This is a genomic window from Sphingobacterium prati (assembly GCF_013167215.1).
Taxonomy (GTDB): Bacteria; Bacteroidota; Bacteroidia; order Sphingobacteriales; family Sphingobacteriaceae; genus Sphingobacterium; species Sphingobacterium prati.
In genome coordinates this window covers 202,815-221,571 of the sequence record NZ_JABJWY010000016.1, presented here as the reverse complement: position 1 = coordinate 221,571, position 18,757 = coordinate 202,815, and the positions used below count along the sequence as shown (strand labels likewise).

Annotated in this window: 18 protein-coding genes and 1 tRNA gene; 12 read left to right on the top strand and 7 right to left on the bottom strand. The window is 37.7% G+C overall.

Annotation, left to right across the window (positions count from 1 at the left end):
- Window positions 1-23 precede the first annotated feature (23 nt).
- On the bottom strand, window positions 24-272 hold the full coding sequence (locus HPC41_RS04655) for a hypothetical protein (protein ID WP_172392807.1): 249 nt from the start codon (window positions 270-272) through the stop codon (window positions 24-26).
- 566 nt (window positions 273-838) lie between these two features.
- On the opposite strand from HPC41_RS04655, the gene HPC41_RS04650 reads away from it, so the two are divergent.
- On the top strand, window positions 839-2,056 hold the full coding sequence (locus HPC41_RS04650; RefSeq protein WP_172392806.1) for a mandelate racemase/muconate lactonizing enzyme family protein: 1,218 nt from the start codon (window positions 839-841) through the stop codon (window positions 2,054-2,056).
- A 110-nt stretch (window positions 2,057-2,166) separates the two neighbouring features.
- Here HPC41_RS04650 and HPC41_RS04645 read toward each other — a convergent pair whose 3' ends face one another.
- Window positions 2,167-2,967 carry a 3-keto-disaccharide hydrolase gene (locus HPC41_RS04645; protein WP_172392805.1) on the bottom strand — a complete coding sequence of 267 codons (801 nt, stop codon included), beginning with the start codon at window positions 2,965-2,967 and terminating at the stop codon, window positions 2,167-2,169.
- Between the two features lie 333 nt (window positions 2,968-3,300).
- Here HPC41_RS04645 and HPC41_RS04640 point away from each other — a divergent pair.
- Window positions 3,301-3,382: transfer RNA gene (locus HPC41_RS04640), tRNA-Leu, on the top strand.
- 248 nt (window positions 3,383-3,630) lie between these two features.
- Here HPC41_RS04640 and HPC41_RS04635 read toward each other — a convergent pair.
- Window positions 3,631-4,014, bottom strand: coding sequence for a hypothetical protein (locus tag HPC41_RS04635; RefSeq protein WP_172392804.1), 384 nt, complete (start codon window positions 4,012-4,014; stop codon window positions 3,631-3,633).
- 360 nt (window positions 4,015-4,374) lie between these two features.
- Between HPC41_RS04635 and HPC41_RS04630 the strand changes: the two genes are divergently transcribed.
- Together HPC41_RS04630 and HPC41_RS04625 are read left to right on the top strand one after the other, a co-directional pair.
- The gene (locus HPC41_RS04630) at window positions 4,375-5,184 is read left to right on the top strand and encodes a hypothetical protein (protein ID WP_172392803.1); all 810 of its coding nucleotides are present in this window, start codon (window positions 4,375-4,377) and stop codon (window positions 5,182-5,184) included.
- On the top strand, window positions 5,178-5,459 hold the full coding sequence (locus tag HPC41_RS04625; RefSeq protein WP_172392802.1) for a hypothetical protein: 282 nt from the start codon (window positions 5,178-5,180) through the stop codon (window positions 5,457-5,459). Before HPC41_RS04630 ends, HPC41_RS04625 begins: the two co-directional genes overlap by 7 nt.
- A 251-nt stretch (window positions 5,460-5,710) precedes the next feature.
- Here the strand turns inward: HPC41_RS04625 and HPC41_RS04620 are convergent, their stop codons facing one another.
- Complete coding sequence (locus HPC41_RS04620) at window positions 5,711-6,679, bottom strand: ROK family protein (RefSeq protein ID WP_172392801.1); 969 nt, start codon at window positions 6,677-6,679, stop codon at window positions 5,711-5,713.
- Window positions 6,680-6,967: 288 nt separating this feature from the next.
- Between HPC41_RS04620 and HPC41_RS04615 the strand changes: the two genes are divergently transcribed.
- Window positions 6,968-7,339, top strand: a complete 372-nt coding sequence (locus HPC41_RS04615; protein WP_172392800.1) for a ferritin-like domain-containing protein — start codon at window positions 6,968-6,970, stop codon at window positions 7,337-7,339.
- Here HPC41_RS04615 and HPC41_RS04610 read toward each other — a convergent pair.
- Window positions 7,318-8,058, bottom strand: a complete 741-nt coding sequence (locus tag HPC41_RS04610; protein ID WP_172392799.1) for an SDR family oxidoreductase — start codon at window positions 8,056-8,058, stop codon at window positions 7,318-7,320. The two genes, HPC41_RS04615 and HPC41_RS04610, sit on opposite strands and share 22 nt — an antisense overlap.
- A gap of 368 nt (window positions 8,059-8,426) precedes the next feature.
- On the opposite strand from HPC41_RS04610, the gene HPC41_RS04605 reads away from it, so the two are divergent.
- Window positions 8,427-8,657 (top strand): hypothetical protein, encoded by a 231-nt coding sequence (locus tag HPC41_RS04605; RefSeq protein ID WP_172392798.1) that lies wholly within the window; start codon window positions 8,427-8,429, stop codon window positions 8,655-8,657.
- 503 nt (window positions 8,658-9,160) lie between these two features.
- Here HPC41_RS04605 and HPC41_RS04600 read toward each other — a convergent pair.
- Both HPC41_RS04600 and HPC41_RS04595 read right to left on the bottom strand, forming a co-directional pair.
- Window positions 9,161-10,525 (bottom strand): Gfo/Idh/MocA family protein, encoded by a 1,365-nt coding sequence (locus HPC41_RS04600; protein ID WP_172392797.1) that lies wholly within the window; start codon window positions 10,523-10,525, stop codon window positions 9,161-9,163.
- Window positions 10,526-10,977: 452 nt separating this feature from the next.
- A complete protein-coding gene (locus HPC41_RS04595; protein WP_172392796.1) occupies window positions 10,978-11,427 on the bottom strand; it encodes a protein-disulfide reductase DsbD N-terminal domain-containing protein in 450 nt (149 codons plus the stop codon).
- A gap of 780 nt (window positions 11,428-12,207) precedes the next feature.
- Between HPC41_RS04595 and HPC41_RS04590 the strand changes: the two genes are divergently transcribed.
- From HPC41_RS04590 to HPC41_RS04565, 6 genes are all read left to right on the top strand, one after another.
- Window positions 12,208-12,705: a DinB family protein gene (locus HPC41_RS04590; protein ID WP_172392795.1), complete on the top strand. Its 498-nt coding sequence runs from the start codon at window positions 12,208-12,210 to the stop codon at window positions 12,703-12,705.
- A 49-nt stretch (window positions 12,706-12,754) separates the two neighbouring features.
- Window positions 12,755-13,219, top strand: a complete 465-nt coding sequence (locus HPC41_RS04585; protein WP_172392794.1) for a hypothetical protein — start codon at window positions 12,755-12,757, stop codon at window positions 13,217-13,219.
- Between the two features lie 31 nt (window positions 13,220-13,250).
- Complete coding sequence (locus HPC41_RS04580; RefSeq protein WP_172392793.1) at window positions 13,251-14,789, top strand: ArnT family glycosyltransferase; 1,539 nt, start codon at window positions 13,251-13,253, stop codon at window positions 14,787-14,789.
- Between the two features lie 21 nt (window positions 14,790-14,810).
- Window positions 14,811-15,362 carry a putative glycolipid-binding domain-containing protein gene (locus HPC41_RS04575; RefSeq protein WP_172392792.1) on the top strand — a complete coding sequence of 184 codons (552 nt, stop codon included), beginning with the start codon at window positions 14,811-14,813 and terminating at the stop codon, window positions 15,360-15,362.
- Between the two features lie 245 nt (window positions 15,363-15,607).
- Window positions 15,608-17,896 carry a family 20 glycosylhydrolase gene (locus HPC41_RS04570; RefSeq protein ID WP_172392791.1) on the top strand — a complete coding sequence of 763 codons (2,289 nt, stop codon included), beginning with the start codon at window positions 15,608-15,610 and terminating at the stop codon, window positions 17,894-17,896.
- 255 nt (window positions 17,897-18,151) lie between these two features.
- On the top strand, window positions 18,152-18,709 hold the full coding sequence (locus HPC41_RS04565) for a hypothetical protein (RefSeq protein WP_172392790.1): 558 nt from the start codon (window positions 18,152-18,154) through the stop codon (window positions 18,707-18,709).
- Window positions 18,710-18,757: the final 48 nt, after the last annotated feature.

Here is an 18,757-nt window from a genome sequence, read left to right as displayed (position 1 = left end):
CACCAACCCATTATTCTTATGGTTTAAAGCAAGTCCGACCCATTTTTGGATGGCAGATATTTACTTCGAATCCATTGATTGGACAATTCAAGTTGCTTCTCGGTAAGTAACCATTCCAATCCGTTTTCGTTAAAATAAATTTTCTCATTAAGTAAATCCATAACAACAAATGGCCTTCTCTTAAAGTAGAAGATACTCATCTCAAGATCAGCAAACTTATTCATACGGATATGTTTCTTTAGATGCATATATGCATTTATTTTAATTAACATGATTTCTATTTGTTTTTATTGGTTCAAAAAAGTTAACATAGCCCTTAAACATCTCGTTGGGTGATTTAGCGCATTAATTTAAGTAGCATATTGACTACCTATTTCCCCCCCCTGAAATTTCCTTTAATAATTGGATTATAAACAAATCTACATAAATAGGAAGGTCAATTGGGGTTCATTTTGGTCTAATAGGTGTAAAAATTGTTAAAACAAGCACTTATTGGGAATCATAAAATTTCCTTCACTGTACAAACAATAAAATAAAAAGCTCATAACGCCAACCTGAATCCTAGGACACATCAACGGTCTGCGTAAAAACAGAAAAGAAAAACCTATTTACTAATTTCACAAAAACAAAATAGTTCTCCTAGTGCAATGCACTATAATTTTGATACAATTTGCACATAAAATGATACAACATAGATATGCAGATAATTAAAATAGCTGTAATTTGTTGTATTACAAAATTTCCCTGGTTAACCTTATGGCCCAACGGAATCGACTGTGATAAAAATAATCTCTATTTCGATAAAGGAAGTGGGAAAACCAATAAAAATAAACTTAGTATGAAAAGGAAAGCTTTTTTACAAACCTTAAATTTGGGCATTATATCTGCAACATTATACAGTGGTCGTAGTTACGGAATATTCTTAAAAGATTTATTGGATAGAAATAACGATGACAATGAACTATCCTACCATAGGATACAAGATATTCGGTTCTCCACAGTACAGCTGAAATATCCACGTTTGGTTGGAAAAAATGCACGGCTTAACCTTCACGGCTATGGCCCAGAAGTCACGATATGCAGTATCAGAACTGATAAGGGGGCAATGGGCTGGGCGTCGCTGCGCGGATCAAGACAGGAGGCCGAACAGATCGCAAGCAGACTGATAGGTAAAAAGGTTTCTGAACTCTTCGCTTCCCAAGTTGGTACGATAAATGACAATCACATCGCGTTTGATATTGCGCTCCATGATCTGGCTGGAGTAATATTACAGAAACCCGTATATGAGTTGCTGGGCAACAAAAACCCTTTTACCACAGATTATTACAGTGGCATGATCTATTTCGATGACCTGGAACCTAGTGATAAACCCGCGGGAATAGACCGCATTTTGGAGGAATGCCATTACGACTATAATGTTGGTTACAGGCAGTTCAAGTTGAAGATAGGCCGCGGCCATAAATGGATGCCTTTTCAGCAAGGCTTAAAGCGGGATATTGAGGTCACGAAGGCTGTAGCAGCAGCCTTTCCAGACTGCGGTATTCTAGTGGACGGCAACAATGGATTTACGATTGACCAATTTATCGACTATCTCAAAGGCATCTCTTCGGTAAATCTTTTCTGGATAGAAGAACCTTTTCACGAAACGGTGGCGGATTATCAAAAATTAAAAAACTATATCCAGACAGAAGGCATCAATACGTTGTTGGCAGACGGTGAGGCTGACCCCAACCCAGCTTTATTGAAAGAGCTTTTCACAAAAAAACTGCTGGACGTGCACTTGACCGATATTGAAGGCCTCGGATTTACAAATTGGAGAAGGTTAATGCCTGAGTTGAAAAACTTGGGAGCCCAGGCATCTCCTCACGCCTGGGGCTCACTCCTCAAAAGCTACTACACAGCCCACTTGGCCGGTGGACTTGGGAATACAGTCACTATTGAAGGTATTACAAGCACATCAGAGGATGTTGACTTATCGGGATACAGCATTAAGGCTGGAAAGTTGATCCCACCTTCCAGCCCGGGCTTCGGAATGACGCTGCTGAAAAAGATATAAGCAACTACTCGCTATTATTCGATATGGGACGAAGATTTAAGACAAGGATGGGGTCTGTGTCATCCTGTTGTCTTGGGAAAACAAAAATCTGTTGAACAAATCATATAGTTTTATTTCTTTGGCACGGATAATTCTTTGATCCAGATATTCTTAAAGTCTACAGGTTGCCCCTCACTTTGTAATGCGATATATCCACTGGCTAACAACTTACCATCGATCTTAATTTTCGGATCGTACCGATTCGCGACGTCACCTCCGATCTGCGGTTTCGAGTATTCGAGAACAGTATCGCCATTAATGATGTGTTTTATCAATGAATCCCCCAGTACAATCAATTCACCGCGAACCCATTGATCACCATCATAGGTTTTGGAAGTCGAATTTAAACAATGTGAAGAAGCTATCTTGCCTTTATAAACCACATTTGTCCCTGGGGAGCACATATTACCTGTAGATCGCGGCTTACCATCGCTCAAGCCTCCTAAAAGTTGCATTTCGACGGAGATTGGCCAATCCTGTTCTTTTAACATTGTTCGAGGATCCTGCGAATGAAACATGACTCCACTATTCCGTAACGTATAAGAAGGCGCCCCTTTGTGAAGATCGCCGACAAATCGATATTCAAACTTTAAGTGATAATAAGAAAATGGTGTTTTATAATATAAATGGCCAAACTGATCGTTGAAATCTTCATATTGATCATATCTAATCTTAATAATTCCATCCTCAACACTAAAGGTATTCCCAAAATTTACACCAACCTCATGATGATGAATTTTAACAAACCAATCTTTGATGTCTTTTCCATTAAATAATGACTTCCAATCCGTGCTGTCCCGCTGTCCTTTTTTTCCTATGCAGCTGGAGAAAATAAAGGTAATAGCTAAAATTATACAGATTAATCTTTTCATTTGATAATTAATTATTTGGTTTAAATTGACTAGCAATATACGATATATTCTATTAACGTACATCGCGCCAAACCTTTATATTTTCCATCCTATCTCCATTTTGGTAGCACTCAATCTACAAAAATGTCGCGATAAACGGAAACATTATTCACATTGTTGAGAAGTCTATCAATTATCCTTCCGTAGCGATCTTCCAGCCAGTTGATCAAGAGCACTGGAGATTCCTATTGAAAATATTTAGCTCATAATGTGTGTGATACAAGAAATATGAAAAAGATCATTTGTAAGATATAGGTTTCGTTTCTATATTTGCGGTATCAAAAAAGTCCTAATGCGGAAGTGGCGTAATTGGTAGCCGCACCAGACTTAGGATCTGGCGCCGCGAGGCGTGGGGGTTCGAGTCCCTTCTTCCGCACTTAAATCCTCCCTAGGTTAAAATCTCGGGAGGATTTTTTTATTACAGAAAAGATCAAAATTAGCGGGGCTTCATCCCTCGGATTTAGCTTCAAGCTATGCATGTCGTACAAAGCTTTACCAAATAGTACGGTTGCGTATAATAGGAACTGTAGCTATTTTCACCTCTTTTATACATGAAAATAGACAAGAGGTAAAGACTTTAGACTACACTTCTTGATGGTTACAAAAGTTTGTTTTAAGAATATCTTAAATAGACCATTCAAACGGTTGTGTGCACGGGTCGCACTCAAACTTTAATACTTTACCCAAGCTTTTTGCTTTCTTACCTTTTTTTACAAAAACATAAGCAAGATCTAAAGATTCTTCAACTTCCTTTCCACTTTCATCCCGACCCTTCAATACGACAGAATAATATTTTCCATCAGGATATTTCTTGTAGAAGACTTCATTAACGGTAATTTTCTTAGGTGTTTCATTATCGCAACAACTGCACCATAAAATGACAATTGGTTCTTTTTTAAGATATCCGACGGCTTTCTCTGCCTGTGCCTGTGTCAGCGCGTGGAGTTGATCTGCCCTTGAAAAAAAAGCTGTACATAATAGCACAAAAAGTAAAATGGTTTTTTTCATCAATTTAAATTTATTTTTTTTGTTGAGTTCTTTAGTTTTCAAAAAATTGATCAGCAAATACTATGCCCTTTGATACAGGAAAATTAATGAGGTCAAAAGGCATCGCTAAACGAAACCATCCGACAGAATCATGCGCTCCAGTTTTTCTTGGCCTTTACAAAGGCTATCTTTGACAAGAAGTGATAAAAATCGCTTTTCTATGGGACAATTGAGTTGTAATTTACAACCAAAAATTTAATAAAAAACATAAATTTTAACTTTGGACACAAGATTAAAATTCTTAATTTTATATCTAATAAAAGTATTAAACTAATACCATAACAAACCATAAATAAAACAAAAATTAAACATTCAGTGACCATGCAATCAACTTACATTAAAAAAGGGGGAAAGATTATCACATTTTTTTTTCAGTGCTTATTAATACTCTCTTTGATCTCTTCCTCGCATTTTATAACCAGCTGTTCTTCTGATGATGACATCATCAATGAAGAGATGGAAAATTCGACAGCTTGGATGAATGATCTGGAATCTTCACTTGGCGCCGGAACGAAAAGTAAATTAAATACCTGGATTGAAAAAGGTCTTGATCAGGAGAAGCTTAAAGAAGCGTTTGCAAAAACAACCCAGAAAGCTGAGCTATTCAAAAATTTGGAAACAGCCCAAAGTATTTACCATCAACGCGTATATATTGCAGATTGGGATAATATTCCAGGAATTGCTAAATCAGATTATGTAGCCAATGGAGCAACATCGGGTAAAAAACATACAGCATGGGGCGATCCAGCGCTTGATCTCCCAGCGATTGAAGCTGCAAACTTTGTCAGTGCCGAGGCTAGAGAACTCCCGGCGGGAACTAAAATATATCGCGTTACAGGTGGTAATCCTGCTGGTGGATATTGGACAGAAAAACCACCCAGCTCTATTGGTGCAGTCATTGGAGGAACAGCTGTACAGCCGGCATGGAATAACTTCAGCAAATTTTATATCTACACCGTGCCACAGCAAAAAGCATTAAAAGTTTGGTCGGGTGTGACGGCGAGGCAGCCTATCGCTCAAGGTATCATCAATCCGCATCTCCCCGGTGGTGAAATCCAATTGTTCATACCTTTAGTAGTCAGAGATGAAGCGTTTAAAACATTAATCCAAGAAATTCCATTACCATGGTAAATCCAAAAATAGAAAAAGATTATCTATTATTAGTCCAACAGATACAATTGGAAACTGCAATGAACACAACCGTGGAGCCCTTTTTACATTACTTAAAATCTAAGGCAGAAAGTTTTACCGATTTTGGACAAGATTCAAACAACGATGATCTGCTGGAATTCCTGAGAAGTGTAAATCGATATGCAGACGAATTTGTGTTTTCAGAGCAGCGCAATGCACCGATACGTAAGCTGATTAATACTATGTATGAGAGTTTGGCTCAGCAACACCCGTAAACGCTCATCCAATATTGTTAGCATAGTCTTAATTATAATTATTAAGACTATGCTAACAGTCACAACTTCCCTCCTACAAATGAATATATTGCCCGGATCGTATTGATGATCTTTCTAAGCACCTTTATTTCTCTTACTTCACGCAGAACTTACCTGCATGCTAATTATTTCAATTTACTCGCCGGGTTACTGTAGATTGAATAAACGGGATCAACAAAATTTTTTAATTTTTTCAAATAATATCCCATTGATTATTTTTCCCAAACCAAAGCACTTGCGCCCAGAATTGCGGCATCAGCTTCTGCCAGCTCACTGAAAACCAACTTCACCTTATTTCTAAACAAGGGGAAGAGATTCCTTTCCATATGTAATTTTGCAGGTTTCAAAATAAAGTCTCCGGCTTTAATTACACCACCAAATAATAGGATAGCTTCAGGTGAAGAGAACATCACAAAATTTGCCAATGCCTCCCCTAATTTTTGACCGGTATACCTAAACACTTCAATCGCTATTGGATCACCTTTCACTGCACACTCATGAACGGTTTTAGAATTGATCGCGTCTTCAGGATACTGGTTTAACATCGACTCAGGAAACTCCGCCCTCATTTTTTTTGCCGTAATTGTGATTCCCGTTGCAGAAGCATAGGCCTCTAAGCTTCCTTCTGAGCCCGTACTCCAATGCTTTCTACCTCCTGGTTTGACAATAGTATGTCCTAGTTCTCCTGCGAATCCATCATGTCCATAAATAAGCTTACCTCCAGCAACAATACCGCTTCCCACACCTGTTCCCAAGGTAATCATAATAAAATCTTTCATTCCCCGCGCAGCCCCAAAAAGCATTTCGCCGTAGGCGGCGGCATTCGCATCGTTGGTGATGATACAAGGAATTTTGAATTTGGCAGTTATTAGGTCACTAAAGCGGATCACCCCTTTCCAAGGTAGATTAGGAGCGTGGTCTATTGTACCTGTGTAATAATTTGCATCGGGAGCTCCAACTCCAATTCCATCGAAGTTATTTTCACCACCAAACATTTCGATAAGAGGGTGGGCCTTTTCATATAAAGCATCGATAAACTCTTCAACATGCTCATAATCATCTGTTTTTAAGCTTCCCTTTTCAAGTACTTCACCGCGATGATTCACCACTCCAAATTTTGTGTTAGTACCGCCGATATCTATTCCCAACGCTACGCGTTTTGATAAATCTATTAATGACATTGCTATTTCTTCTTTCTAAGTTCTAAAATTATAAAAAAGATAATATTTTATCGGGAATTAAGCAAGAGATTAGTTCATTAGTTTCTCGACTAAACCAAGAATTTTCCGCGACTATCCTCTTTTTCGTATTGTCCTCAGATAAAAAAGGAGCTGTAACAACAGTATTACTGGTTATTTAAGTTTATCTGCTGATTTATGTAATACCGATTTTAAAAATCATACTAAAAAAACAGATTTAGAAATCCAGGTGCCATAAAAAGTCGTAAGTGGATATAAGTACAGTGAACTTTGAAGACAGGAGTGCGGGCTTACAAAGAACGGGCAGGCATATTGCTTGGTAACCGAGTTGTGCTGACTGCTGCGTTGCAGATCCATTCTGTTGAGGCCAGACATGCTTCACATATACGTCAGATGCGACGTGCTCGTGGCGGTGGTGCAGCCAATCAAAAACCCTGGATTACAGAAAGCAACGACACTGGGGTCGGTGCCGTTGTAGACCCTATATATGTTGGTGAAAACAACTTTACCCAAGCTGTAGTGGAGATCACGACATTATCTGGCTCGATAGGTAAACTTTTGACAAATGCGGCGACACAGTCTTTTGGATATTTCTTGGAGAAGATTTTCTTTGTGAGCACTTATTCGCTAATTTCTCCATAGTACAGATCGGAAAAAATCTTCGATAGTTTCGCAGGGTCCTCCCGCCAAGCATTGTACATGCCTTGCCCCATTTCATCGGGTACGATATCGAACTTGCCGTCGGCTACATATTCCAATATCTTTACAGCAGTGCTTTCTGGATCTGGCATGTCCCAATCACTACCTTTATTCATATCTGTATCAATGGCTCCAGGATTGATCGCATACACTGCAATCCCTTCTTTAGCCAATTCGATACGGACAGATTGCGTAGCGGAAAAAAGCGCTGCTTTCGAGGCGGCATATCCTGCAATAGATGGTAAGGGCGAGTAAGCTGCAATTGAGACGATGTTGATGATTTTGGATGGATTGTTTTTTTTCAATATAGGTGCAAATGCTCGCATCATCTTTATCGTTCCAAAATAATTCACTGACATATCATTGTCCATCCCTTCTAAATCACCTTCCAAAATATTTCCAGCGTTTATCACGCCGGCATTATTAATAAGGATTTCAGTGTCTTGAGCAAGAACAGCAACAGTTGTGATCTGCTCATCATTTGTAATATCTAAGGATAATACTGTTATCCTGTCATCGTCTAATGATGGCATGGTATTCAAGTCTCTGCAGGTGGCATAAATCTTTCTTACTCCGTGATTGAGAAGTGCTTTCACTAATGCTCTGCCTATACCTCTATTAGCTCCGGTAACGAGAATAACTTTATCTTCAAAAATATCCATTTCGTTTTATGTGTTAGTTAACACAAAACTATTTTAAAATATAAAATTATAAAATCCGAAACTTGCTACATTTTCGTTCTTTAATAGAATGAAAACTAAATATACAAAAATGCATTTTCTTCATATTTTTTAAAACTTCGTCTTTTGTATGAGGAATAATCCTTCTTTCCACCAAAGACAATCACATAGTTTGAGTAGATTTCGCTGAGGAAACTGTAAAGAGCAGACTACATGATGTAAAAATATACCTACAATAGAAAAATGACTTTCATAAAAAAATTAGGCTATATAGAAAAAAAGTAATATTTGTTATCGATATCATGCCGATTGAAATAACACACATCGCACAAATTAAAATAATAATGAATATGAAAAGTTATGATAAAAATTCAGAGTCAGCTAAAACCAGGCTTCAATTAGCAATCGCTGAAATTATGAACGGATATTTATTATTGGAGGAGGCCGTTGCCAAATACGGAGTTCCAGCGTCTAGTATTATCCAAGGACTCAAGAAGATTCAAAAACTAAAGAAAGAGGCTGCGCAATCGAAACAACAAGAAATCCAGATAATAAAACCTACCCTCCCCAAAAAAGCGTAATAACCCTACATTGGTCAACTCCTATTCAAATAGTTTTAATTTGCTACAATACATACGCTCAGCACCATCGCAGCATAAAACCATACTGACTTTTCCTAGCTGATGTCGCAACAAAAACATTCATTCTCGGCAACCGCTTTTGCTTAAATCAACCACTACAATCTAATGGTCCATCTTCAATTTAAATTAGCATGCTGTATTCATAGGAAATTTTTCAGATCAAAATTCTTAAGATATATACTAAATGACAGGTTCAACGAAGGCGAGTGGGGTGCATAAAAAAGGTTTTCAAACGGGGAGAATGAAAACCTTTAAATAACCAATTATAAACCTAAATTATGATAGTACAAATATAGAGATCTAAAAGCATAAAACAAAAAAAATCTACAAAAACAATAGACTTTTTTTGAAAAATTACATGATCCTATATTACAGCCTAAATTTCTAAAAAAAAGCACATGACCATTACTTTAGAACAAACATTAATCCCTATGAAATTCATATTATGACGAATGTGGATGTTGCCAGGGTGTGCGATATGGCCTTTTCAACAACTTGGTTGCTTCTAGATCATCGATGCATATTTTTTTTAGCGGATCGTACACCAATGGTCTGTTTAGTTGCATAGAAATATTGGCAAGGATACAACAGGCTGTGGAAATATATCCTTCCTCAATGTCTGCCACAGGGAGGCGATCATTTTCTATAGCAGATAAGAGATCCAATAGATGTTGTCTTGTGGCTGGTGCCGTATGCAATTCAATTCGCGGTTCTTCCAGATCTGCTGGGAATTTCTCGCGTTCATAAACAACATCCTTTGTTATCGGCTCACCTTTACCAACTGGAATAAATTCATATTTCATTACGCTTCCTTTTAAAGTTCCCTTATCTCCATAAATAATAAATGCCCAAGGATATTCAGGATCTACAGGGTTGCCCCACGTACGATGTTGCCATACACAATTAAGCTCATCATATTCGAATACTGCCGTCTGTGTATCGGATATGGTTGACTTTCCCCCTTTTTGCACATAGATTCCACCAGTTGCGCTAATTTTCTTTGGCCATTTCAATTGTAATAACCAACGGACTGTGTCAAACATATGCATCCCCATATCACCCGTGATACCATTACCATATTCCATAAAAGTTCGCCACCAACTTCCATGGGGTAAGCCGTCGTAAGGACGTAAAGGAGCTGGGCCAGTCCACATGTCATAATCAAGAAAGTCCGGAATTGGTTCTAGCCCAGGGTTACCATTCTTTCTCATAGGATAATAACAGCACATTTCCACATGCGATATCTTACCCAGTAGACCTTGATCCATCACATGCTGTTTAGCATGAATGAGATGTGCCGTGCTTCGTCGTTGAGTACCTACTTGTACCTTTTTATTATACTCCCGAGCACAACGAAGTATCGCATCGCCCTCAAGTACGTCAACACTAATGGGTTTTTGTAAATAAATATGAGCTCCTGAACGCATGGCGTCTATTGCCTGTCTCGCATGCCAATGATCAGGTGTAGCGATAAGAATGAGATCGAATTGTTGAGCTTCAAGCATTTTCTTGTAATCCTTGTACAGTTTGGGTATTTGACCTGAGATCTGCCGTTGCGCTACCAATCGTCCTGTATCCTGCAAATGCCTATTATCTACGTCGCAAATGGCAACAACGTTGACCTCGCAAATCTGCATTAGCCTAAATAGATCACTTTTACCATACCATCCCGCTCCGATCAAACCAACCCTCATATTTTTTTTAGGCATTTCATTTATGGGCAATCCTTGCGCTTCCAAAGCTGATAGTGTCAAAAAAGCACCCGTCCCCTGAATGAATTTTCTTCGGTTTAACGTGTAATCAATCATAATTTATTGGCGTATTGTTTAGTGTAATAAAAAACAATAAACTGAAGATAATGTTTACGCCGATCGTATTTTTCAATAAATTTCCATTATCAACACAGGGCTTTATAATCTGTCGGGTCTTAACCTCTTTGTTTACATTTTGTACATAAGGCATCTAAAGAAAACAAATACTCAATACACCACAGGTTTTCTTTCTCTAAAGCAGTGAAAAATATTACGGAATGTTAAATCTCGTTCATAGCCCAAAGTGATGAACATAAAAAAGCCCTAGAGCGGGGAACTCTAGGGTCTTAGCCATATATTAACCTATTTTATGAAAAGTATTTGCATTATTAACGTATTATTTGTGCGACTTATTTTGTTGGATATAAAAAAAAATAATAATCATAAAAATATCCCATTTATAATGCTATAAATGGGATATTTTATCTCGACACAAAAATAATATTTTTTTATTTGATCGTTACAGCAAAAGCGTACTCATCTGGCGGGAGGCATTGTGATTTATCACATGCTTGCCATTCCACTGTACCTTTTACTATAGCAGCTCCTTTTTTCAATGCTACTTTTTGTTGAAAGATCACTTCATTCGTAAAATACCCAACATCCATCTTAAATACCTCTTCATGTTTTACTTTCGGTTTAGGTTCTGCAGTTTTACCTGTCAGTACATAATCAGTCGCTTTAGCAAAGCTAAAAGAGGTCGGAATAGGCCCTCCATCCTTTACATTTTGCGAATAGATATGCCAACCATCTTGGATTGTTGCTTTTACAAAGACTATTGCCTCTTTATCGTTTACCTTTTTGCTAGCTACAGTCCATTTTACTGGCTTGTGAATTTGAGCAAATGCTCCAGCGATCGTAAGAATAACCGCAGTCATTAACAATACTAATTTTTTCATTTTTTTATATTTATTGAGGTTTGTTGTTTAATATTTGTTATCCATCTTCGTCAATCTTTTACTTGTAAGATATCAATGTCATATCATGTGCTTTTTATCGTTTCCCAATTGATACGTTAGACATGATCTTAGATCTAATCAAATGACACAAATAGCTCCAACAATATTCGTTATAAACAATATAAAAGACAATAACATGCAACTAAAACAAAAAATTTTATTGAAAAAAGATTCAAAAACAATATAATTCTCATTTCATCCAGTCTTTTCAATGTGCTAACCTTATTTTTTTGTATTCTACAAAAAAGAATTGCCTCACGTTACCATTAATGAGCAAACTTTTATTACGAAAAGTAAATTTAACACAACAGAATTGTTACATCATAATATTTTGGTACAGATCACTTTTGGCACAAAAATAGCTTTATTTCAAATTCATAATTTAGGTTAATAATTGGTTAGATTAAAACGCTTGAAGTTCCCCGCTTCAAGCGTTTTTATTCTATATCCACCGTATCCAGAACATGATAACTTGTAAAAATTTCACATATTGTCAAACATTATTAAATTCGAATCGTTGCAAGTAAAGTCGAACGCATATGAATACGATAGTCGCAATAATAACAAATTTTCCAGCTATATTGACATAAGGCTGTCAATACCTGACATTACCTTTGTTTGGCTGACGCAACAAGAGTAAGTTAAATGCTGCTCAAAAAATAAGTGAATAGCCTAATCCAAGGAACATTAGAACATAAACTACTTAATTTAGAAAACGAGATGAATACACTTCAACAATTGAAATCCGAACTTGAAAACGAGTATCAGATCACCAAAAATTTTATCGCTCTTTTCCCAGAGGGTAACAATGACTATGCTCCGCATGAAAGAAGCATGAAAATAATGCCGCTAGCGACTCATTTAGTAGAAGTATTTGAATGGCCAAGTACCATTTTAAAAACATCTGAATTAGATTTCGCTGATGGCGGATATAAGCCTACAATTCTATCGACACGGGAAGAATTGCTTAAAAAACTGGACCAAGATTTTGAGGCAGGTAAAAAAGCATTAGAAAATGCAACTGAAGAGGATTTAATTCCCACTTGGACAATTAAGAATGCGGGCCATCAATTGGCAAGTTGGACAAAATATGAAGCAATTCGCCACTCTCTAAATCAGATCACACATCATAGAGCACAATTGGGTGTATATTATAGATTAAATAATATTCCCTTGCCATCAAGCTACGGGCCCTCTGCCGATTCACAAAACTTTTAGGATAAGTCCAACGTAATAAAAAATAATCCCCATTATCAACAACTGATTAATGATCTACATTTATTTTTTATACAATTTCGCCATGCTCCTGGAAAGAGGCAAGTTCGCTATCTGGGAGCTCCATCCGAGCATGTGGCATGCCAAAAACGCCTATTGGATATTTCTCCGGATTAATTCTAATCGCCTTTTTTTTGGATCTGCCGCCGCCGTAGGAATATCCGGATCCGTTAAAACGAAAAAATACCTAGACAGTCCTGTTGCAGGTGATATATATGAGATCAAACGGAAAGAAAATGGGAATTCCTTATATACCTTATACCGGATTGCCAATGTGACAACGGATTCCATTACTTTCGATGTCAACAACTATGAAGCAGAAGGAACAAAAGGTCTTCGTAAATTGAGAGAACAAAGCGGTGATAGTTATTCAGAAAAAGTCACTTTAGCACGCACGGAATTGATCAAAATGGAAGCTGATAATCGGATATCGACAATAGAAAGAAAAAGAAAATAGAACCAGTGCTTATGCACAAATCTGTTCTTAAATGAAAAAACACATTATTCTGGTAAGCCTTATTCTGCTGAAATTTATCCTCCAGTATCAATTGATAAGTCCAATATATGAGTTACATCGGGATGAGTTTCTACATTTAGATCAGGCTAACCACTTGGCTTGGGGGTATTTATCGGTTCCACCGTTGACATCCTGGCTGTCCTACCTCATCAAGATTTTAGGAGGTTCCGTCTTCTGGATCAAATTCTTCCCTGCACTGTTTGGTGCACTAACTATTCTTGTGGTCTGGAAAACCATTGAAGCACTCAAAGGAAGTCTTTTTGCACTGATATTTGGTTCATGTTGTGTTATTTTTTCGGTTTTATTTCGTTTAAATACACTGTACCAACCCAATTCTTTTGATGTCCTGTCGTGGACAGTTATTTATTACTTTATCATAAAGTATTTAAACAGCGGACATCTTAAATGGTTGTATTTTATTGCAGTCGCCTTCGCTTTGGGATTTTTAAACAAGTACAATATCGCCTTTCTAATACTCGGTCTTATACCGGCTATTATAGCCGTCCCAGAACGTAAAGTACTATTCAATAAACATTTTTATTACAGTGTTCTAATTGCATTTTTAATCATACTGCCTAATTTAATCTGGCAATACAAGAATAATTTTCCCGTTATATTTCGTTTTAAAGAACTTGCAAAAACCCAGCTCGTCAATGTCAACCAATGGAGCTTTATCCGATCCCAGTTTTTATTTTTTTTCGGAACTTTTCCTGTTATCGGATTTGGCCTATATGCTTTATTAGCCTATCCCGCATTTAGAAAATACCGTTTATTCTTTTTGTCTTTTTTTATTACAATCGGAGTTTTTCTATTTTTAAAAGCCAAAGATTATTATGCAATCGGTATCTATCCTATTTACTTTGCCTTTGGTTCAGTTTATATCTCAACACTTTTAGAGAATAAAACCGGTAGAATTCTGAGACCTCCTTTAATTGTACTACCCTTCGTTTTCTTTATTCCTGTCTATATGCTGACGTTCCCCAATAGAAGTCCCCGATATATCGCGGATCACCCCGAAAAATACCGTAAAATTGGCATGTTAACCTGGGAAGATGGCAAGGATCATCAACTTCCACAAGATTTTGCGGATATGTTGGGGTGGCGAGAGCTCGCCCAAAAAGTAGATCGCATCTACGGCAAAATTCCAAACCCACAAAACACACTCGTACTCTGTGACAACTACGGTCAGGCGGGCGCAATAAATTATTATTCCAAACTTGGGATCCGTGCAGTAACCTTCAACGCTGACTATATCAACTGGTTTGATTTCAGTAATGAATTCCGCAACCTGATCCGTATAAAAAATTCCTGGGAAAACCAGCTTGAAATGAATGAAACAGCTCCTTACTTTGCACAAAGTATGCGCTCGGATTCCATCACAAACAGCTATTCAAGAGAATTTGGAACTGTGATTTTCACATTCATCAATGCCAAAATAAATATCAACCAGCGTGTCAAGAATGAAGTCGAACAAGAACAACAACGACAACATATGCTGTCCGTTAAATAAAACTTACTATAGGACCATCAGATGAAAACATTATTATGGCAGGGAATCGCTTTCCCCTCTCTGGAGTATTTCAGTCTACAGGAAAATGAAGATTATCATGTTGTAGCATCAAAAATAATAGGTTCCTATCAGCAAAAAATTTATTCGGCCTCCTATCGACTGATTATAAATAAGCAGTGGGAGATCAATGAGTTTCTAATTGATTCCGAGGTCAATGCTGTCAAAAATACCCTCACCGGGAGAAAAACAGATACCAACTGGGAAATCAATCATTCCGTCGATCCGAATTTCAAGGGTTTTCAATATATAGATATCTCCTTGACTCCATTTACAAACACACTACCGATAAACAATCTACAGCTTAAAACTGGTGATTCAAAAGAAATAGATATCATGTATATCGACCTGATCAACAGCGATATCAAAGCCGTTCGGCAACGTTATACAAGGACAGATTTACACGAGTATCTGTATGAAAATATTGTTAGTGATTTCACCGCTCATATTCAGGTAGATGAGAGCGGGTTGGTCCTCACCTATCCCGGTTTATTTGAAAAGATAGCTGAAAACTAGTCTCGATCACCCAAAGCAGAAACAACACAAAACCCGCCGTCAATGTTATTCAATGTTGTCCAACCGACAAGCCAAACAACATGCTTATAGGTATTATCCAGTGTTACTAGTACAGTTTTTTATTGCTTCCGTTTACGCAAAATATATTTATATTGGCTCCGGGTTTTTTCATGCCAAATGGATAAATGCTATTGGGCAAACTCCTAAACACATAACATATTAAGAAATCACAAAAAACACCTTTCATGTTTAAAGCTATTTCACTGATCCTTTTATTATTTGTATGCTATTGGCCGCGAACCAATTTTGCGCAAGAAAAAAAACTTATCCCTCAGCTGATCCCTTTTCCCCAACAACTGGAATCATCTGCGGGTTTCTTTCGACTGGCGAAGGGAGAACTCTCCTATACGATTGATTCCGACTTCTTCCCAAACTCTTTAGATCAGTGGATAGATCGATCGCTGTTCGGAAACATCCCCAAAAAAAAGACAGCACATGCCAATGCAACACTAAGATTGATTAAAAAAAGTAAGATTTCCAAGGAAGGTTATGAACTAACAATTGATAAAAGAGGAATTGAAATCTCTGCTTCTACCGATCAAGGACTTTTTTACGGATTACAGACAATACAACAGCTCTACCTACTTGCCAAGCAAAACAATCCTATCGTTTTACCTTATGTATCAATTAAAGATCAACCGGCATTTCAATGGCGCGGTGTCGAATTAGACGTGGCCCGGCACTTCTTCTCAAAAGATTATCTATACAAATTTATTGATCTCCTGTCATCCTACAAATTAAACAAGCTTCACCTGCATCTAACAGATGATCAAGGTTGGCGTATCGAAATAAAAAAATACCCGAAGCTAACATCACAGGGTGCCTGGAGGACATATAACAACCAAGATTCGGCGTGTTTCGTCAAAGCGAAAGAGAATCCGGATTTTAATCTACCCCAAGAATTCAAACGCGTCAATAATGGACGTGAAGAATATGGCGGTTTTTACACCCAACAGGATATCAAAGATATCGTGGCCTACGCCTCAAGCAGACATATCGAGATTATTCCGGAGATAGACATGCCCGGGCACATGATGATCGCGACCCAGGCCTATCCTGAATTATTGTTGGACAGTCAGACGGCGGGATGGGGGAAACAATTCTCTGTACCGATCAGCCCCTGGAAAGAAAGCAGTTATACATTTATTGAAAACGTACTCAGTGAAGTTATTGCGCTTTTTCCATCGCCCTATATTCATATCGGCGCTGACGAAGTAGAAAAAGATTCATGGTCAAACTCAGAAGCGGCCAAGGCATTTATGAAAGAACAAGGCATCGCAAATCTACATGACCTACAGAGCTATTTTGTGAAACGTGTTAATAATTTTATACGTTCGAAAAATAAACGTAGTATAGGTTGGGATGAAATACTTGATGGTAGCTCCGATACATCAATGACGGTCATGTATTGGCGGGGATGGGTTAAAAATGCACCTCGGGAGGCGGTCAATCGCGGTCATCGAGTAATCATGACACCGACCAATCCCCTGTATTTTGACTACCTGCCTAATAGCAGCAGCCTCGATGCCGTCTATAATATGTCCGTAATCCCCTCAGACATCTTAAACGAAAAATCAGGTCTAATCCAAGGAGCACAGGCAAATATATGGACGGAAATGATCCCGTCGACAGCACGGTTAGAATTTATGATTCTGCCAAGGTTAAGCGCTCTGGCTGAACGAGTCTGGACTAACAAGTCATTATATGAAAGCTACAGAACCAGATTAATCGCTCACTTTGGGCTTTGGAACAAGATGGGGCTACGCTACCGTATGCCAGATTTAAAAGGCTTTGCCGATACTCAGGTGATTGTTGATGGACAATCGATCTTGAAAATTGAAAATGAACTTCCAGAAAATGCTATCCATTACACTATTGATGGAAGCTTACCGACTCAGAATAGTCCGGTATTAACTGATTCACTTATCGTCAAACAAGAAGGAACCATACGCTTTGCAACAATATCTTCCTCGGGAGCAAAAAGTGAATTGTATCAAGTAAACTTAAAAAATGACTCCTGGAAACGGGGAGTTTCTGAAGGTATAAAGAATATAAGTTCAGGATTAACTGCAACGTTCTTTAAAGGCACTTTTACAAACACAGCGTCAATAATGGGCGAGACAGTACGGAAAGAAATTATCGAGAATATCCATTTGAGTGATACAATCAAAATGCCCGCCTTTGGCACAAAAATTTGTGGCTATTTACATGTAAAAGAAAAGGGAATCTATAATTTTTATTTCACTTGTGATGACGGCGGCGTCTTGCGCATTCATAATCAGGTGGTCGTAGACAATGACGGACAACATGCACCAATCATGAAAAGTGGACAGATAGCCCTCGAATCCGGATATCATCCGATAACCGTTGACTTTTTAGAAGCCGGCGGAGGCTTTACACTAAAACTTCAATATAGTGTTAACGGTTCTAAAGTCACTGACATACCCAATGATTGCTTCTTTCATAAAAATTAGGTAAGGCCGCCCGCAATAGGGCGGCTTTTTTGTTACATCTTTTGAAGACTTATTTTTTTCTTGTCATCCAGCCCATAATTATCATTGAAAAACACATCGTCTTCCATTGAGCACTATATTGAATCAAAACTTTTACTATCTTTATTATACTTAGCCTGAGTTACGATCATTACAAATACAGCGCCATCTACATATAGCAGATACACTGAAACAAATTTGTTAAAATCATGCTCAAAGAAATATTAACAATACACTATGAGCTTTTTAAATTTCTTAAAAGGACAGGATAAACTAAAGCAGATTGACGTCAGTGAAGACCAAGATTTTGTTGATCTAAAACTTACCATCACAAAGAACTGGAATGATGAAAATCAAAATCATATTGTTCAGGCAAAAGGTCTCTGGGGAAAAGAAACTGTTGGTATAGAAGTCTCATTTCGACGCGACATGAAATTAGGAATTGTTGACACTGAAGTTGACAGAAAAAGATTTTATCGTGAAGGTATTAACTTTTATTCTATGGGAGAGTTAAGTGATAATTTTACAAAAGCTCTAAGTGCTTTGTTCAAAACAGAGGTTGCCTCCTGCAAGATGAGTGAGGCTGTGGTTTCCACAGCATTTGTACTAAGCGGTCAGCCAGAGTACTTTGATGAAGAATATGTAAAAACCAAAGTTTTCTTCGACGATACCAACGAAAAAGAGAAGTATGCAGAATGGTATGTGAATATTGACCTAAAAAACAGGGTTCTTGAGCTAAGGGAAAAAGATCAGGAATATCGAAAAAACATCATTAATATTCTGACAAATAATTAGTTTTAATACACCTTTTTTGATGAAATTTTCCTCAGATAAAGGTCTCGT

Excerpts from the sequence above, each read along its gene's own strand:
- HPC41_RS04580 (WP_172392793.1), top strand. The coding sequence starts at position 13,251 with ATGAAAAAACACATTATTCTGGTAAGCCTTATTCTGCTGAAATTTATC.
- HPC41_RS04575 (WP_172392792.1), top strand. The coding sequence starts at position 14,811 with ATGAAAACATTATTATGGCAGGGAATCGCTTTCCCCTCTCTGGAGTAT.
- HPC41_RS04630 (WP_172392803.1), top strand. The coding sequence starts at position 4,375 with ATGCAATCAACTTACATTAAAAAAGGGGGAAAGATTATCACATTTTTT.
- HPC41_RS04655 (WP_172392807.1), bottom strand. The coding sequence starts at position 272 with ATGTTAATTAAAATAAATGCATATATGCATCTAAAGAAACATATCCGT.
- HPC41_RS04565 (WP_172392790.1), top strand. The coding sequence starts at position 18,152 with ATGAGCTTTTTAAATTTCTTAAAAGGACAGGATAAACTAAAGCAGATT.
- HPC41_RS04600 (WP_172392797.1), bottom strand. The coding sequence starts at position 10,525 with ATGATTGATTACACGTTAAACCGAAGAAAATTCATTCAGGGGACGGGT.
- HPC41_RS04595 (WP_172392796.1), bottom strand. The coding sequence starts at position 11,427 with ATGAAAAAATTAGTATTGTTAATGACTGCGGTTATTCTTACGATCGCT.
- HPC41_RS04610 (WP_172392799.1), bottom strand. The coding sequence starts at position 8,058 with ATGGATATTTTTGAAGATAAAGTTATTCTCGTTACCGGAGCTAATAGA.
- HPC41_RS04620 (WP_172392801.1), bottom strand. The coding sequence starts at position 6,679 with ATGTCATTAATAGATTTATCAAAACGCGTAGCGTTGGGAATAGATATC.
- HPC41_RS04635 (WP_172392804.1), bottom strand. The coding sequence starts at position 4,014 with ATGAAAAAAACCATTTTACTTTTTGTGCTATTATGTACAGCTTTTTTT.
- HPC41_RS04645 (WP_172392805.1), bottom strand. The coding sequence starts at position 2,967 with ATGAAAAGATTAATCTGTATAATTTTAGCTATTACCTTTATTTTCTCC.
- HPC41_RS04650 (WP_172392806.1), top strand. The coding sequence starts at position 839 with ATGAAAAGGAAAGCTTTTTTACAAACCTTAAATTTGGGCATTATATCT.
- HPC41_RS04625 (WP_172392802.1), top strand. The coding sequence starts at position 5,178 with ATGGTAAATCCAAAAATAGAAAAAGATTATCTATTATTAGTCCAACAG.
- HPC41_RS04570 (WP_172392791.1), top strand. The coding sequence starts at position 15,608 with ATGTTTAAAGCTATTTCACTGATCCTTTTATTATTTGTATGCTATTGG.
- HPC41_RS04605 (WP_172392798.1), top strand. The coding sequence starts at position 8,427 with ATGAAAAGTTATGATAAAAATTCAGAGTCAGCTAAAACCAGGCTTCAA.
- HPC41_RS04585 (WP_172392794.1), top strand. The coding sequence starts at position 12,755 with ATGATCTACATTTATTTTTTATACAATTTCGCCATGCTCCTGGAAAGA.
- HPC41_RS04590 (WP_172392795.1), top strand. The coding sequence starts at position 12,208 with ATGAATACACTTCAACAATTGAAATCCGAACTTGAAAACGAGTATCAG.